The sequence below is a fragment of the Microbacterium sp. B35-30 genome (assembly GCF_010634855.1).
In the GTDB taxonomy this organism is placed as follows: Bacteria; Actinomycetota; Actinomycetes; order Actinomycetales; family Microbacteriaceae; genus Microbacterium.
Genome location: NZ_MWLQ01000007.1, coordinates 16775 through 33020 on the forward strand (window position 1 = coordinate 16775; position 16246 = coordinate 33020).

Below are 16246 nucleotides of genomic sequence, written 5' to 3' on the forward strand. Positions count from 1 at the left end.
GGCGGAGCGATCGGGATGACACGGTGAAGCGACCCAGGACGACGGAATGAGCTGGCTCGACGACCTCGACGACGACGACGATTCCGAGTTCGACGAGGCCGACATCCGGATGCGGCCCAACCCCAAGGCGAACCGCCCCCGCACGAAGCGGCGGCCGGCGCACAGCGACGCCCAGATCGCCCGCGTGCTCGGCGTCGACCGCGGCCGCTACACGGTTCTCCTCGACGAAGACCTGCCCGAGGAGCGCACGGTGCTCGCCGTGCGTGCGCGAGAGCTGCGCAAGACCCCGATCGTCAATGGCGACCGCGCCCGCGTCGTGGGCGACGCGACCGGCGACGAAGGCACCCTCGCCCGCATCGTCGGCATCGAGGAGCGCACGTCGCTGCTGCGGCGCAGCGCCGACGACACCGACCAGGTGGAGCGCGTCGTCGTCGCCAACGCCGACCAGATGCTCGTCGTGGTCGCCGCTGCCGACCCCGAACCCCGACCGCGGCTCGTCGACCGGTACCTCGTTGCGGCACTGGATGCCGGCATCCGTCCCCTCCTCGTCGTGACGAAGACCGACCTCGCCGACCCCGCGGCGTTTCTCGCGCACTTCGACGGGCTCGACCTGGTGGTGTTCACCAGCGGGCGCGACGAAATGCCCCTCGGTCGGATCGGCGCAGCGCTCGAGGGGCACTCGACCGTGTTCGTCGGGCACTCGGGCGTCGGCAAGTCGACGCTCGTGAACGCCCTCGTGCCGGACGCACGGCGGGCGACCGGCCACGTGAACGTGGTGACCGGGCGGGGTCGTCACACCTCGAGCTCGACGGTGTCGCTGCGCTACCGGGGCGACGGCGGCAACGGCTGGGTGATCGACACCCCCGGGGTCCGCTCGTTCGGCCTCGGCCACGTCGACCCCACCAACATCCTGCGTGCGTTCACCGACCTCGCCGAGGTCGCCGAGGAGTGCCCTCGCGGCTGCACGCACCTGCCCGACGCTCCCGACTGCGCCATCGTCGAGGCGGTCGAAGAGGGGCGGCTCGGCCCCGGCGGGCCGGCACGCCTGGACTCGCTGCAGCGACTCCTCGAGACGTTCGCCGAAAAGTCCCACAAGTCCGGCTCATAATCCGCCGCCCGGACACATCCCCGGCCGGCCCTGCCTGGCTCAGCGGTTCGTCGGCGAGCCCGCGCCTAGAGTGGAAGCGTGACCACGACGCGCCTCGAACCCGGCTCCCTCGCGCCCGCCTTCACCCTCGTCGATCAGGATGAGCGGGCCGTGACGCTGAAGGACCTCCGGGGTGGGCCGGTGATCCTCTTCTTCTATCCCGAGGCGATGACGCCCGGGTGCACGAAGGAGGCGTGCGACTTCCGCGACAGCCTCGCGCCGCTGCAGGCCGCCGGCTACACGATCTTCGGCATCTCGCGCGACCAGCCCGAGAAGCTCCGGCGATTCCGCGAGCGCGACGGCCTGACCTACGACCTCTTGAGCGACCCCGACCACAAGGTGCACGAGAAGTACGCCGTGTGGGGCGAGAAGGTCAACTACGGCAAGACCTTCATGGGCGTCATCCGGTCCACCTTCGTCATCGACGAGAAGGGGCGCATCGCACACGCGCTGTACAACGTGCGCGCGACCGGTCACGTGGCGCGCGTCCGCACACTGCTCGGCGTCTGACGGCTCACGCTCCGTGACGGCGGCCGAGCCGTCGGTGCAGAGACGGGATCAGCGGGATGCCGCACCCGGCGCATCGCCGTCGGTCTCGCGACTGTCCTGCCGTCGTGCCGCACGTCCGGCGTCGCGCACTGCCAGCACGAGCAGCACCAGCACGATGAGCGCCGGGATGGCGAGCGCCCAGGCGATCGACGGATCGGCGAAGCTGCCGGTGGCTGCACCGAAGGCGACCGCCAGGATCAGCAGCTGGGTGACGATGCCGCCGGAACGCCCCCAGGACTGGCCGCGCCAGATGGCCAGGGCGAAGGCCAGCACGGCCGCGGCGCCCACGAGCGTCAGCACGGCGAGCGCGATCGCACTCTCGATCGATCCGGTATCGCCCGCCGCGATGGCGACGACCTCGCGCACCGTGAGCGCCATCAGGCCCAGTCCCTCGAGCCCGACCAGCACCGCGGCGATCTTTCCGGACACGTTTGTCCGCATTCTCCGTCGACTTCCTCTCACGCCGGCCAGTGGTTTGTGCGAACCCTCCACACCACAGGGGGAACACTCAGCAAGTCCTACACAAACCCGCCGATCAACCCTTGATTCAGGTAAACCGCTATGGGACGATTGGTGAAGCCGTGTGCTCCCACAGCGACGTGGGGCGAGTCAATCTCGCACATCCCACAGGGTATCGGACCCGAACCGAACCCGAATCCCACCCCTCTGTTACAAGGAGCACCACCATGGACTGGCGCGACAAGGCCGCCTGCCTGACCGTCGACCCCGAACTGTTCTTCCCCGTTGGGAACACCGGTCCGGCCGTCGATCAGATCGAGAAGGCCAAGTCGGTGTGTGCTCGATGCACAGTCACCGAGATCTGCCTGCAGTACGCCCTCGAGACCGGACAGGACTCGGGCGTATGGGGAGGCCTCTCCGAGGACGAGCGCCGCGCCCTGAAGCGCCGCGCCGCTCGCGCCCGCCGCGCCTCCTGACGCATTTTCACGACGACACCCGGCCGCCTCGGCGCCCGGGTGTCGTCGCGTGTGCGGCCTGCGCGCGCGGAGCCTCCTCGCTCCGGACGCCAGGGCCGCTGCTTCGGCGAGCCAGGAGATTCCCGTCGATACCGAGCGCGATGTCCCCGGTCTCGCCGCGAATCCCCCGGCTCGGTGAGAGCGAGCCAGAATCTACGGACGCCGGGGGCCCGGGCGACCGCCGGGCGAGGCACACGCCGGGGCCGTGGCTACGCCGGGCGAGCACACGCGGACCTTGGCGGCGGCGGGCCGCGGCCTCGCCGAACGCGGCGCCACAGGGCGCCGCGGCATTCGCTTCTCTCGTGCTCAGCCGGGGGTGCGGTCGATGTAGCGCAGCGGAATGTCGATCGTCACTTCGGTGCCGCTGCCCATGATCGTGTGCCAGTCGATCGTGCCGCCGAGCTCACCCTGGATGAGCGTGCGCACGATCTGCGTCCCCAGACCGCGGCCGACCTGGCCTTCCGGCAGTCCCGAGCCCGTGTCGCGCACGCGCACCTCGAGCCGCTCGTCGCCGCGTTCGGCGATGATCTCGACGTCGCCCTCCTGACCGGCCAGCCCGTGCTCGACCGCATTGGTGACGAGCTCGGTGAGAGCGAGCGCCAGGGGCGTGGCGTACTCGCTCGGAAGCGTGCCGAAGCGTCCCGACGAGTGCGTGCGCGCACGGGTGTTGGGAGCCGCCGCAACCTCGGCGACGAGCTTCAGCACGCGCGCGAACACCTCGTCGAAGTCGACGTTCTGCGCCAGTCCCTCGGACAGGGTGTCGTGCACAACGGCGATGGCCGATACGCGGCGCATCGCCTGCGTGAGCGCCTCGCGCGCCTCCTCGCTGTGCGAGCGCCGCGCCTGGATGCGCAGCAGCGACGCGACGGTCTGCAGGTTGTTCTTGACGCGGTGGTGGATCTCGCGGATCGTGGCGTCCTTGGTGATGAGCTCCTGCTCCTGGTGGCGGATCTCCGTCACATCGCGGCACAGCACGATGGCGCCGATGCGCGTGCCGTGATCGCGTAGCGGGATGGTGCGCAGCGACACCGTCACGCCCCGCGCCTCGAGGTCGGCGCGCCAGGGGGCGCGCCCGGTGACGACCACCGGCAGCGACTCGTCGAACTGGCGCTTCGTCGGCAGGATGGCGGTGACGACCTCGACGAGCGACTCCCCCTCGAGCTCATCGTCGAACCCGAGTCGGTTGAAAGCCGACAGCGCGTTGGGGCTCGCGAACGTCGTGATGCCGTCCACGTCGAGCCGCACCAGGCCGTCGGATGCGCGAGGGGCGCCGCGGCGCGGCGAGGTGGGCGCGGCGAGGTCGGGGAAGTCGCCCGACGCGATCATTCCGAAGAGGTCGTCCGCGCAGTCGTTGAAGGTGATCTGCTGGCGTGAGGGGATGCGCGCCTCGCCGAGGTTCGTGTGCCGGGTGAGCACCCCGATCACCGTCGCGGCCGTGCCGCGCTTGCGTGTGACGGGAACGGCGCGCACCCGCGTCGGCGTCTCTTCGAACCAGTCGGGCGAAGAGGAGTCGACGATGCCGCCGGTCTGGAACGCCTCGCGCACCTGCGTGCGCCACTGCGGCCGCACCCGGTCGCCGACGATGTCGCGGTAGAAGAGAGTGGCCGCGCCCCCCGGCCGCGTGTGGGCCACGGCGACGAACGAGTCGTCGGATGTCGGCACCCAGAGCACGATGTCGGCGAACGCCAGATCGGCGAGGAGCTGACCATCCCCCGCGAGACGGTGCAGCCACTCCACGTCTTCTTCGCTGGAGCGGCCCTGGGCGTAGACGAGATCGCTGAGGGTCGACACCCATCCAGCCTAGAGCGCCGGGCTCACCCCACCGGCGCGCCGACGCGAGCGACCTCGTCGGCGCCCGGGCGCGCGGCGCGACGGCCGCGCCCACTGCCGACGCCGCGGCGGCCGTTGCTCGCCGCCCGCTGCGGCTCGGGCGCGGGCACGACCGCCTCGCCGACGAAGCGACGCAGCGCCAGGGTGAGCGGCGAGCGCGGCGCCAACTCGGCGATCGGCAGCGATGCGAGGATCGCGGCATCCGTCGATCTGGGATCCTGCGGCAGGAACCAGACGTCTTCGATGCCGCCGAACCGGTCGAGGGTCCTCCGCACCTGCCCGCGGGCGTCGATGCCGAGGGTGCCGGGACGGAGTCGGTTTGCGACGACCGCCACAGGCGTCGCCCCGATGGTCGCGCGCAGGTCGGCGTGACCCCGGAGGAAGCGGGCGATGCCGACGGGATCGGCGGCAACGACGGCGACGACGAGATCGGCGCTGCGCAGTGCGGCGAGGGTGGCCGCGTTTCGCCGTGGACCGTCGAGGTCGCTCACGATCTCTTCGTCGCGCTCCAGCGACGACGCCACGTCGACCACGGTGTAGTCGGCCCATTCGCGGCAGGCGGCGAGCGCCGCGGCCACGCGCCGATCGCTCAGCTCGGGCCAGCGCGACGGCCTGTTGATGCCGGTGAGGACGTCGACACCGGTGCGACCGAGCGGCACCGCGATGCGGGTGAGCTCGCGGGCGTCGAGGCCGCCGAGCTCGGCCTGCCGGCAGGCCGCGGCGAATCCGGGCCCCTCGTCGGCGAGGCCCAGTGTGAGAGCGAGCGACGGCGCGTGCGTGTCGGCGTCGACCAGCGCCACGTGGCGGCCTCCGCGCGCGAGCTCGACGGCGAGCTCGGTGGCGACGGTGGAGCGGCCGGGAGCACCGGCCGCTCCCCAGACGGCGATCACGCGCGGCTGCGGGCGGGGTGCGGGCGAGGGCGCCGACGCAGCCGGAGCGGCGGACAGCGCCTCGGCGATGCGCCACGGCTCGATGTGCCGGCTCAGCGGCGCTTCCAGCCCGCACGCCGCCGCGACGCGCTCCCCCGCCGCATCGTCGACCAGCGGCACGACGCGTGTGCCCGCACGGTCGCAGAGGGCGACGACGGTCGGCGACATGGTCGCGCGCGACACCGAGACGACCAGGGCGTCAGCGTCGGCGAGGGCTCGCAGCAGCGTCTCGGCGTCGGTGCCCAGCATCCCGTCCGCCGCGGCGAGGGCGGGCGCGCCGGCCGTGACCACCGCGATCACGTCGATGCCCTCGCGGCGCAGTCCCTCGACGAGCAGCACCGCGTCATCCACGGCCACGACGACTCTCACGAGCCGGCGCCCATCGTCGGCACGACCGAGAGGGCCGACTCGTCGGACATCGCGGCGAGCGTCGCCGGCACGTCCGCCCTCGGGATGACCAGCTCGAGGGCGGCAGCCCCGCCCCCCATCATCGAGTCGTCGCGCGTCACCGACACCACGGTCGCGTCGGCGACCAGGATGCGCGGCTCGTCGTAGGCGCCCTGCTCGAGGAGCGGAGCGGACCACAGCTCGACGATGGTGCCCGCCTCGACCGACGCCGGCACATCGACGGCGCTGCGGACGACGACGCTCGTGGTGCGCGCGTCCGACGGATCGCCGACGGATGCCGCGGGCACCAGCTCGCCCGCCTCGATCGTGCGCGTCGCGACCTGGGCGCCGTCGAGGTCGTCGGCGGTGAGGTACGTGCCGGCCAGCGGCCCGAGCGCGACGTCGACCACCGTGAAGTCGCCGGCACCGATCGCCTCGCCGGGCACGATCGTGTGCGCCGCCGCGTACACCGGCACCGTCTGCCGCGCCGCTGAGACCACGAGCCACACGCCGATGACGGATGCCGCCACGAGAAGCACGCCGAGGAAGAAGCGCGCGTCGCCCCAGAAGGCGCGTCGCGGGGTTCGGACAGGGTCGCTGTGGGCCGTCATGGGTCCATCGTCCTCGACTCGGCCAGACGACGTCAGCCGTTATCCACAGGGCGCCGGGCCCCGGATCCTCCTCAGGGGGGCGGGTCCATAATGGGGGCATGTCCGATGACCCGACGTCGAACGTGCGTCTGCTCGCCCCCGCTCAGGTGGGCGAGGTGCTCGGCGTCTCCGTCGACGAGGTCATGGCACTCGTGCTCGAGGGTCGCCTGCGCGGCCTTCGGGTGGGCGCTCCCGCGCGCTGGCGCGTGGAAGCGGCGAGCGTGGGCGAATACCTCGACGAGCAGGCGGAGGAGGCGCGGCGGATGGCGCTGTGGCGGCAGTCGCAGACCGCCAGCTTCCCGGAACTGTGGGGCAGCGGCTTCGTCCGCAAGCAGGACTGAGCCGACTCACCTCCCCGTGTGGCCGCCGACGCTGCCCGCGGGCGACCCGGTGGGCCGGTCAGGGCAGCGAGGGCGCCTCGTCCGCCCGGATCCAGGCGATCGAACCGAACGGCACTAGGCGGTAGCCCGCGACGGCGTCGCTCCGCCGTGGCGCCCCGGCCTCGTGCAGCGCCAGGTCCAGGTGGTCGGCGCCGGCGCGGTCGATCGTGCCGGTGAGCAGTCGCCCCGACACGAGGTGCACGACCACTCCCGCACGGCGCCGTACGAGGTCGCGCAGCACGAACCCGAAGGTCAGCCGGTCGGCCAGCGGGGATCGAGGCGGCGCCGGTCGTGCGGTGCGTAGCAGATCGGCATGCGGCATCCCGATCGACGAGATCGCCGAGAACGGCACGATCACCGCGCCGCCGGGCCCCTCCGCCAGCGCGAGCCCCACCCAGTCCGCACCCACTCCCGTGACCACGGCGCGCACGGTCGCGCCGTCCGCGAGGTCGAACGACGCCACGGCGGGGGCGGTCGCATCACGCACCGTGAGCAGGGTCAGCCGCTCGGCGAGCTGCACGCGCGAGAGCCGCAGGCGCTCGGCCTCCGTGTCGAGGGCGGCGCGCTCGGCCTCCCATTCGGACGCGAGCTGATCCTCGAGGTCGTCGAAGAATCGGTCCCAGCGCACTCAGTGAGAGTAGGGCAGGCCACGGAATCGCCCGGTGAGTTATCCACAGGTGCGCCGTGCCGATTTTCCTGTGAGTTCGCCGTGTGTTCTACTGTGCGGAAGACATCCCCCCTGTCGAGATAGGAACCCATGGCAACGATGCCCGCGGGCACCGCCCGCGCACCCCACGCGTTCCGCAGTACGCAGCTCGCGGAGTTCTTCGCGCCGCAGCGGACGCCCTCCACAGCGCTCCCCGTGCCGGAGCCCTTCCTGCGCAACCTCACCGTCGGCGTGCTCGAGGTCTTCGCGGGTGTACGCGAGGTCGACCAGCTGGCGCGCTGGCTCACCGAGGACGCGTACCGCAAGCTCGTCGCGCGAGCGAACCTGGCGGCCAGAGCGCGCAGCGCGCGCGGCGTCGCGGCCAAACGACCGGTGCACACGATCCTGTCGGTGCACGAGTCCTCGCCCGCCGACGGCATCATCGAAGCGGTCGTCGTCGTGCGGGGTCCCGCGCGCACGCGAGCCCTCGCGGTGCGGATCGAGGGCATGGACGGGCGCTGGCGCGCGACATCCCTCGCGCTCCTCTGAGACCGCGCACCCTCCGCCGCGGACGACGCGGCAGCTGACCCGGCGGCGGAGCCGGCCTCGACGATGCGGCCGGCCCCGCCGTCAGTCCCCCTTGTCCTTGTCGATGAGCTCGAGGAGCGACCGCAGCGCGTCGCGGATCTCATAGTGGTCGTATTGGCCGGCGCGGCTCTCGGCCGAGATCACGCCCGATCGATGCACGCGCGTGAAGTCGCCGAAGGGGAACGAGTACGCCTTCTTGGTCTCATCGTTCTCTCGTCGGTCGACCCCGAGATGCCAGTGGGAGTACTGGGTCCATCCTTCTCGCTCGATGAACGAGTTCTCCTCCTCGGCTGTGGGTGCCGCTTCCGACCAATCGTCGCGTTCGTCGCGAACGACCTTGCCGTCCCGGATGAGCGCTCGCGCGTGGCGCAGCGCCGGCTGGTTCAGTTCGATGGACATGCTGCGACGGTATGTCGGCGGCCGGCTGTCGGCGAGGCTCTTGACGGACGCCGCGGCCCGCGGCATCCTCTCCCCTGCTCATCTGCGGGTCCGCTCGCCGAGCCGACCCCATCCTCACTGCTTGTAGGACGACAGGAAGTTGCCGAGCCGCTCGATCGCCTCCGAGAGCACGCGAGCCTCCGGCAGCGTGACGATGCGCAGGTGGTCGGGAGTCGGCCAGTTGAAGCCGGTCCCCTGGACGAGCAGCACGTGCTCGGCGACGAGGAAGTCGTAGACGAGCCTGGCGTCGTCGCGGATCTCGTAGACGTTCGGATCGAGTCGCGGGAAGGCGTAGAGCGCGCCCTTCGGCTTGGAGCAGGTCACGCCGGGGATGCGCTCGAGGCCTTCCCACGCGGCATCCCGCTGCTCGTGGAGCCGGCCATCGGGGGCGATGAGCGCGTCGATCGACTGCACCCCCGACAAGGCCGCCTGCACCGCGTGCTGCGCGGGCACGTTCGGGCACAGCCGTGTCGAGGCGAGCAGCTGGATGCCCTCGAGGAAGCCCGCGGCGTGGCGCTTCGGCCCGGTGATCACAAGCCAGCCCGACCGATAGCCCGCGACCCGATAGGTCTTCGAGAGGCCGTTGAAGGTCAGGCACAGCAGGTCCGGCGCGAGCGTCGCGAGCGGGATGTGCTGGGCGTCGTCGAAGAGGATCCGGTCGTAGATCTCGTCCGAGAGGAGCAGCAGCGAGTGCTCGCGCGCGATCTCGACGATGCCCTGGAGCACCTCGCGCGTGTACACCGCGCCTGTGGGATTGTTGGGGTTGATCACGACGATCGCCTTGGTGCGCGGCGTCACCTTCGCGCGGATGTCCTCGAGATCGGGCTGCCAGTCGTCGTCGGGGTCGCAGCGGTAGTGCACCGGCGTGCCGCCCGCGAGGCTCGTCATCGCGGTCCACAGCGGGTAGTCGGGCGCCGGGATGAGGACCTCGTCGCCCTCGTCGAGCAGCGCCTGCATCGTCATCGTGATGAGCTCGGAGACGCCGTTGCCCAGGTACACGTCGTCGGGGTCGAACTGCGGGAAGCCGGCCACCTGCTCGTACCGAGAGACGACGGCGCGCCGGGCCGACATGATGCCCTTGCTGTCGCTGTAGCCGTGCGCGTGCGGGACCGCCTCGATCATGTCGCGCACGATCTGGAACGGCGCCTCGAAGCCGAACACCGCCGGATTCCCGGTGTTGAGCTTGAGGATCGTGTAGCCCTCGTCCTCCAACCGGTCGGCCTCGGCCAGTGCCTGCCCACGGATCTCATAGAGAACGTTCTGGAGCTTGCTCGACTGATCGAGGGTGCGGAGGGGACTCATCGCTTCAGGATATCCGCGGCCGGCGAGGGCCAATGAACGCCCCGTGGCTCGCGACCCAGGCGGTCGCGAGATCAGGTGATCTCACCGGCGTAGGACGATCTGCGCGAAATCGTCCTACCTCCGCGAAATCACCTGATCTGGAGGCGTGGATGCCGCGAGCCGGCGTCGAAGCGCGGCCGACGTCGACGAGGCCGGTCGTGGAGACGGGATGCCTCGGCTCGACGTCGTACGCCGTGCCGAGGCATCCTCCCTTACTTCTTGCGCTGCTCGGCGGCGCGGCGCTGGGCGCGGTTCAGCGGAGCCTGCTGCGCCGCCGGAGCGTCGGCTTCCGTGCGCTGGCCGAAGGCGCCGCGCTGCGGCTCGGCCGCGGGGGCCTGCTGCTGCGCCGGCGTGGCGGCAGCGGCCGCAGCGGCCTGACGCAGCCGCGTCGCCGCCTGCTCCACCTGCCCGCGGTCGTTGCGCACCTCGACCTCGCCGGCGTCGTTCGCCGCGGTGTACTGCAGCCGCTGGCTCTCGACGGGCTGCGCGCCGAGGCCCTTCGCCTCGACCTGGGTGACCTGCTCGGCGCCGGCTTCGCCCTGACGGCGCACCTCGACCTCGAGGTTGTAGAGGTAGCCGACCGACTCCTCCTTGATCTGCCCCATCATGGCCTGGAACATCTGGTAGCCCTCGCGCTGGTATTCGATCAGCGGGTCGCGCTGGGCCATGGCGCGCAGGCCGATGCCGTCCTTGAGGTAGTCCATCTCGTACAGGTGGTCGCGCCAGCGGCGGTCGAGCACCTGCAGCACCACGCGGCGCTCGAGCTCCCGCGTCGCCGCCTCGCCGAGGGTCGTCTGGCGATTCTCGTACGCGATGCGCGCGTCGGAGAGGATCTCGCGCTTGAGTCCTTCGGCGGTGATGCCGCCCTTGCGTCCCGCTGCCTCGGCGACCACCTCGTCGATCGTCACACCGACCGGGTAGAGCGTCTTCAGCTCGGTCCACAGCGCGTCGAAGTCCCAGTTCTCGCTGTGACCCGACCCGGTGTGGTCGTCGATGACGGTGTTGATCGCGTCTTCGATGAAATGCTGCACGCGGTCGGCGATGTCGTCGCCCTGCAGGATGTGGCGGCGGTCGGAGTAGATCGCCTCGCGCTGCCGGTTGAGGACGTCGTCGTACTTGAGGACGTTCTTGCGGATCTCGGCGTTGCGCGCCTCGACCTGACTCTGCGCGGACTTGATCGCTCGCGTCACCATGCCCGACTCGATCGCGACGTCGTCGGGGAAGTTCGTGCGGGCGATGATCGCCTCGGCGGCGCCCGACTGGAACAGCCGCATGAGGTCGTCCGTCAGCGACAGGTAGAAGCGGCTCTCGCCCGGGTCGCCCTGACGGCCGGAGCGACCGCGCAGCTGGTTGTCGATGCGGCGCGACTCATGGCGCTCGGTGCCGAGCACGTAGAGGCCGCCAGCCTCTACGACCTTGGTGGCCTCGGATGCCACGAGGTCGCGGGTCGCCTCGTAGACCGAGCCCCACGCGGCCTCGTACTCCTCCGGGGTCTCCTCCGGGTCCAGCCCCTTGGCCTTGAGCTCCTGCACCGCCAGGAACTCGGCGTTTCCGCCGAGCATGATGTCGGTGCCGCGGCCGGCCATGTTGGTCGCGACCGTCACGGAGCCCAGGCGCCCGGCGCGGGCGACGATCTCGGCCTCGCGCGCGTGGTTCTTCGCGTTCAGGACCTCGTGCTTGATGCCCTTCTTCGCGAGCAGGCGCGACAGGTACTCGCTCTTCTCGACGCTCACGGTGCCGACCAGCACCGGCTGGCCGGACTCGTGGCGGCGCGCGATGTCTTCGACGACCTGGGCGAACTTCGCCGTCTCGTTCTTGTAGACGAGGTCGGCCTGATCCTTGCGGATCATCGGCTTGTTCGTCGGGATCGGCACGACGCCCAGCTGGTACGTCGACATGAACTCGGCCGCCTCGGTCTCGGCGGTACCGGTCATGCCGGCGAGCTTGTCGTACAGGCGGAAGTAGTTCTGCAGCGTGACCGTGGCGAGCGTCTGGTTCTCGGCCTTGACCGGCACGGCCTCCTTGGCCTCGATCGCCTGGTGGATGCCCTCGTTGTAGCGGCGGCCGACCAGGATGCGGCCGGTGTGCTCGTCGACGATCATGACCTCGTCGTTCATCACGACGTAGTCGGTGTCGCGCTTGAAGAGTGCGAGCGCCTTGATCGAGTTGTTCAGGAACGAGATGAGCGGGGTGTTCGCCGACTCGTAGAGGTTGTCGATGCCGAGGTAGTCCTCGACCTTCTCGATGCCGGGCTCGAGGACGCCGATGGTGCGCTTCTTCTCGTCGACCTCGTAGTCGACGCCCGCCTCGAGGGTCTTGGCGATCTTCGCGAACTCGACGAACCAGCGGTTCGCCTCGCCCGACGACGGACCCGAGATGATGAGCGGGGTGCGGGCCTCGTCGATGAGGATCGAGTCGACCTCGTCGACGATCGCGTAGAAGTGGCCGCGCTGCACGAGGTCTTCCTTGCGCCACGCCATGTTGTCGCGCAGGTAGTCGAAGCCGAACTCGTTGTTCGTGCCGTACGTGATGTCGGAGTTGTACTGCTCACGCCGCACTTCGGGCGTCTGCCCGGCGACGATCGTGCCGGTGGTCATGCCGAGCGCGCGATAGATGCGGCCCATGAGCTCGGACTGGTACGACGCGAGGTAGTCGTTGACGGTGATGACGTGGACGCCCTGGCCCGCGATCGCGTTGAGGTAGACGGGGAAGGCGCCGGTGAGCGTCTTGCCCTCACCGGTCTTCATCTCGGCGATGTTGCCGAGGTGCAGTGCCGCGCCGCCCATGATCTGCACGTCGTAGGCGCGCTGGCCCAGTGTGCGCTTGGCCGCCTCGCGGACCGCGGCGAACGCCTCGGGCATGAGCTGGTCGAGTGTCTCGCCGGCCTGATAGCGGGCCCGCAGCTCGGCGGTCTCGCCCCGGAGCTCTTCGTCGGTGAGGTGCTCGTAGTCCTCTTCCAGGGCGCCGACGGCCTTCACGACCTGCTGGAGCCGCCGGAGGATGCGACCCTCACCGGCGCGAAGCAGTTTCTCGAGGGGGTTGGCCACGGAGTGTCTCCATCTTCAAGCTTCGGGGTGCGGCTGCAACGCCGCCGACGCTGCCCAGGCGCATGGCCCCAGGCATACCTGCCTATGTTATCCACCCGTGACCTTGGTGTGCGCTGGGTGTGGAGTCGTCCCCGCCGCGCGACGCGCGGGAAACCCGTCGATGTCATTGCATTCCGGGTATGCATATACTCGGTGACTACATACTGGGTATGCCCTGACCGAAAGGTACGACATGGTTGTCTGGCGGCGATGGATCTTCCCGATCCTGATGGTGGTCATCCTCGGGGCGGCAGCAGCCGCCCTCGTGAAGATCGCGTTCTTCCCGGATGCCGCACCGGCCGCCGCCGTCAGCCCCTCCGCGCAGATCGCCGATCCCGTGGTGGCCGTGGAGCGCGCCGAGGTCGCCAATGCGCTGAGCCTGCCGGGAACGATCGCGCGGGATGCCGCCTACCCGCTCCGCTCCGAGATCGATGGGACGGTCACCACCGTGCATGTCGCCAACGGCCAGGCGGTCGTCGCCGGGCAGAAGCTGTTCACCATCAAGCAGGCCGACCCCGTGAAGAATGTCGACGTCGTCGCGGCCGAGGCGGGAGATGTGAGCGAGCTCGCCGTCGTCAAGGGTCAGCCCGCGTCGATCGGGGGTGAGCTGGCGAAGCTGACGCCGGCGCGCTATCACGTGCAGGCCACGGTCGAGCCGGTGCAGCTGTACCGCCTGCAGGGAGCGCCCGCCGAGGGGTCGGTGACGATCCAGGGCGGCCCCGCGCCGTTCACCTGCACCGGGCTGAGGGTCGAGGTCGCCGAGGACGGCACCACGACCGTGACGTGCGCGGTACCCGGCGACCAGACGGTGTTCGCGGGACTCCAGACGCAGCTCGACATCGACCTCGGCACCGTGTCGGACGTGCTGGTCGTCCCGACGACCGCGGTGAAGGGCGGGGACGGCACCGGAGTCGTGTGGGTGGATGCCGGCGCGGGCGAACTGGAGGAGCGGGATGTCGCGCTCGGCGTGAACGACGGCACCATCGTCGAAGTCACGAGCGGCCTGCAGGAGGGCGAGCAGGTGCGCCAGTACGTTCCCGGGATCGCCGCCGACGACGAACCGGTCTGCTATGACGACGGCATGGGCGGCGAGTACTGCGAGCCGCAGGGATGGAACTGGTGAGCCTCGTCCGGCTCGAGGGGGTCGCCAAGCACGTGATCCTGCCCGACGACACGCGCCTCGACATCCTCCGCGGCATCGACCTCGAGATCGCGGCGGGCGATCACGTGGCCATCGTCGGACGCAGCGGCTCGGGCAAGTCCACCCTGCTCAACCTGATGGGCATGCTCGACGCCCCCTCGGAGGGCAGTGTCGCGTTCCGCGGCGAGCCGGTGCGGCGCATGCGCAAGGCCCGGCTCGACCGGCTGCGCGGACGCAACGTCGGCTTCGTCTTCCAGCAGTTCAACCTGCTCGCCGGGCGCACCGCGCTCGAGAACGTGATGATGCCGCTCGGGTACGCCCGCGGACGCGACTTCTGGACGCGCCGCACGGCGGCGACCCGCATGCTCGAGCGCGTCGGACTCGGCCACCGCATCGAGTCCACCCCGGAGCAGCTCTCCGGCGGCGAGCAGCAGCGCGTCGCCATCGCACGGGCACTTGTGCGCCGGCCGGCGCTCATCCTGGCGGACGAGCCCACGGGCGCGCTCGACGTCGAGACCGGGGCATCCGTGATGTCTCTGCTCGACGAGATCGCCTCCGAGGCCGACGCTGCGCTGGTCACGATCACCCACGACCTGAACGTCGCCGCCCGCGCCCGCCGCCACTACCGCCTGGACGCCGGCGTGCTCACCGCCTTCGCGCTCGACATGCCCGCCAACGCGGCCGCGGCAGACGCGTCGGGGCTCGCCGCCAGCGTCGAGGAGGTGCCGGTCCCGGGCAGCGCCGAGCCGGTGCCCGACGGTCCCGGACCTTACCCCGTCGCGGACACCGAGCCCGATTCCGGCGGCCACGCTGATCCGGCTCCCGTCCCCGACGCCGAGCCTGGTGCCGTCGCCGACACCGAGCCCGACGGCGCCGAGCCCCAGCCCGCCGCCAAGGCGGCCGACCCCCTCGAGGTGGCGTCGTGAGCGGCCTGGTCGGCGCGCTGGGCGAGGCGTGGTCCGAGATCCGTCATCACAAGCTGCGCGTGCTGCTGAGCCTCATCGGCATCGCGGTGTCGGTCGGGGCGATCACCGCGGTGGTCGCGCTCAGCGAGTACCAGCAGCAGCAGATGACGGAGCAGTCCGACCGGTTTGGCGGGCGCCCGGCGACGATCCAGTTCATGGCGAACAGCACCGACGGCGCGCCGATGGACTGGGAGGAGTTCGGGGCGCACGTCGACCGGGTGGTCGAGAGATACGAGTTCTCTCATTTCACGCGGATCGTCGATCCCGTCATGCTCCCGCTCCAGACTCCGGAGCAGGTGCGACAGGTGTCGACGCGTCTCGTCGACCCGGCCTATCCGGTGATCCACCGCACGCCGCTCCTCGAGGGGCGCTGGTTCACCGAGGCTGACGCCGACCTCGCCTCTCCCCCGGTCGTCATCACCGAGGCGCTGTGGAACGTGTACGGCAGCCCTGCGCTCGCCACGGGCTTCGCGCTGCAGCTCCAGGGCGACGTGGGCGGGTCGTACACCGTGGTCGGCGTGACGCCGCGGGAGTACATCGGCGACGAGGACAAGCACGTGACGATGCTGTTCGGCGACTACACCGAGCGCCGCGGCATCCTTCCTCCCGACATGGCTGTCATGTGGGAGGCGTGGGTGCCCGAAGACATGGCGGCGGATATCGGCCCGGCGCTCGCCGCCGACCTCCGCGCGGGTCTCGACGGCGTCGACGTCATGGTGAGCCGCACCGACTGGGCGTCGCGACCGGATCAGGCCCAGTACGCCCAGACGTTCGAGCTGGTCACCGGCGGGATCGCGGGGCTCGTGCTGCTGCTGGGTGGCCTCGGGCTCGTCAACATCCAGCTCGTCGCCATGCGCCAGCGCATCCGCGAGATCGGCGTGCGGCGCAGTTTCGGGGCGACGGGAAGCCGAATCTTCTCGTCGGTCATGCTCGAGTCGGTCGTGGCGACTGCGGTCGCCGGCATCGTCGGCATCGCGATCGCGGTCGCGATCCTCAAGGCCCCGTTCGTCCTCGACATGTTCCAGGGGATGCAGGACATCCCGCCGTTCCCGATGCGTGCCGCCGTCATCGGTCTCGTTGCCGCCGTCGCGATCGGCGCCCTCGCCGGATTCATCCCCGCCCTCGTCGCCGTCCGCTCGAACGTGATCGACGCGCTGCGCTTCTAGCCGAGGCGCCGACGCTCCATCCCGAAGGA

General features: G+C 70.7%; 16 protein-coding genes. 8 read left to right on the forward strand and 8 right to left on the reverse strand.

From position 1 onward, the window contains the following. The first annotated feature begins 46 nt into the window (after positions 1-46). Complete coding sequence (gene rsgA, locus B2K11_RS03060; RefSeq protein ID WP_163616731.1) at positions 47-1108, forward strand: ribosome small subunit-dependent GTPase A; 1062 nt, start codon at positions 47-49, stop codon at positions 1106-1108. A gap of 78 nt (positions 1109-1186) precedes the next feature. Next, positions 1187-1657, forward strand: coding sequence for a thioredoxin-dependent thiol peroxidase (gene bcp, locus B2K11_RS03065; protein WP_163616733.1), 471 nt, complete (start codon positions 1187-1189; stop codon positions 1655-1657). A 48-nt stretch (positions 1658-1705) separates the two neighbouring features. On the opposite strand, the gene B2K11_RS03070 is transcribed toward bcp, so the two are convergent. Beyond that, a complete protein-coding gene (locus tag B2K11_RS03070) occupies positions 1706-2125 on the reverse strand; it encodes a histidine kinase (protein WP_239525667.1) in 420 nt (139 codons plus the stop codon). A 257-nt stretch (positions 2126-2382) separates the two neighbouring features. On the opposite strand from B2K11_RS03070, the gene B2K11_RS03075 reads away from it, so the two are divergent. Then, a complete protein-coding gene (locus tag B2K11_RS03075; RefSeq protein ID WP_018171995.1) occupies positions 2383-2631 on the forward strand; it encodes a WhiB family transcriptional regulator in 249 nt (82 codons plus the stop codon). Between the two features lie 345 nt (positions 2632-2976). Here the strand turns inward: B2K11_RS03075 and B2K11_RS03080 are convergent, their stop codons facing one another. The 3 genes from B2K11_RS03080 to B2K11_RS03090 are packed head-to-tail and all read right to left on the reverse strand — an operon-like array spanning position 2977 to position 6427. Next, positions 2977-4461, reverse strand: a complete 1485-nt coding sequence (locus tag B2K11_RS03080) for a PAS domain-containing sensor histidine kinase (protein ID WP_163616737.1) — start codon at positions 4459-4461, stop codon at positions 2977-2979. Between the two features lie 23 nt (positions 4462-4484). Next, complete coding sequence (locus tag B2K11_RS03085) at positions 4485-5780, reverse strand: P-loop NTPase (RefSeq protein ID WP_239525668.1); 1296 nt, start codon at positions 5778-5780, stop codon at positions 4485-4487. Between the two features lie 14 nt (positions 5781-5794). Continuing rightward, positions 5795-6427, reverse strand: a complete 633-nt coding sequence (locus tag B2K11_RS03090; RefSeq protein ID WP_163616741.1) for an SAF domain-containing protein — start codon at positions 6425-6427, stop codon at positions 5795-5797. Positions 6428-6525: 98 nt separating this feature from the next. Here B2K11_RS03090 and B2K11_RS03095 point away from each other — a divergent pair, with 98 nt between their 5' ends. Beyond that, positions 6526-6807: a helix-turn-helix domain-containing protein gene (locus B2K11_RS03095; RefSeq protein WP_204259989.1), complete on the forward strand. Its 282-nt coding sequence runs from the start codon at positions 6526-6528 to the stop codon at positions 6805-6807. Between the two features lie 58 nt (positions 6808-6865). On the opposite strand, the gene B2K11_RS03100 is transcribed toward B2K11_RS03095, so the two are convergent. Beyond that, positions 6866-7474 carry a hypothetical protein gene (locus B2K11_RS03100; protein WP_163616743.1) on the reverse strand — a complete coding sequence of 203 codons (609 nt, stop codon included), beginning with the start codon at positions 7472-7474 and terminating at the stop codon, positions 6866-6868. Positions 7475-7603: 129 nt separating this feature from the next. On the opposite strand from B2K11_RS03100, the gene B2K11_RS03105 reads away from it, so the two are divergent. Next, positions 7604-8041, forward strand: a complete 438-nt coding sequence (locus B2K11_RS03105) for an Rv3235 family protein (protein ID WP_163616745.1) — start codon at positions 7604-7606, stop codon at positions 8039-8041. Between the two features lie 81 nt (positions 8042-8122). On the opposite strand, the gene B2K11_RS03110 is transcribed toward B2K11_RS03105, so the two are convergent. The 3 genes from B2K11_RS03110 to secA all read right to left on the reverse strand — a co-directional run bounded on the left by B2K11_RS03110 (position 8123) and on the right by secA (position 12906). Further along, a complete protein-coding gene (locus B2K11_RS03110) occupies positions 8123-8479 on the reverse strand; it encodes a hypothetical protein (protein WP_163616747.1) in 357 nt (118 codons plus the stop codon). Positions 8480-8593: 114 nt separating this feature from the next. Continuing rightward, a complete protein-coding gene (locus tag B2K11_RS03115) occupies positions 8594-9820 on the reverse strand; it encodes a pyridoxal phosphate-dependent aminotransferase (RefSeq protein ID WP_163616749.1) in 1227 nt (408 codons plus the stop codon). Between the two features lie 251 nt (positions 9821-10071). Continuing rightward, positions 10072-12906: a preprotein translocase subunit SecA gene (secA, locus tag B2K11_RS03120; RefSeq protein WP_163616750.1), complete on the reverse strand. Its 2835-nt coding sequence runs from the start codon at positions 12904-12906 to the stop codon at positions 10072-10074. A gap of 232 nt (positions 12907-13138) precedes the next feature. Between secA and B2K11_RS03125 the strand changes: the two genes are divergently transcribed. From B2K11_RS03125 to B2K11_RS03135, 3 genes are read left to right on the forward strand one after another with little or no spacing between them, the layout of a single operon-like run. Further along, positions 13139-14068, forward strand: a complete 930-nt coding sequence (locus tag B2K11_RS03125) for a biotin/lipoyl-binding protein (protein ID WP_163616752.1) — start codon at positions 13139-13141, stop codon at positions 14066-14068. Then, a complete protein-coding gene (locus B2K11_RS03130) occupies positions 14056-15012 on the forward strand; it encodes an ABC transporter ATP-binding protein (protein WP_239525670.1) in 957 nt (318 codons plus the stop codon). The genes B2K11_RS03125 and B2K11_RS03130 overlap by 13 nt, the downstream gene beginning before the upstream one ends. Beyond that, positions 15009-16217, forward strand: coding sequence for an ABC transporter permease (locus tag B2K11_RS03135; protein ID WP_163616756.1), 1209 nt, complete (start codon positions 15009-15011; stop codon positions 16215-16217). Before B2K11_RS03130 ends, B2K11_RS03135 begins: the two co-directional genes overlap by 4 nt. Positions 16218-16246 lie beyond the last annotated feature (29 nt).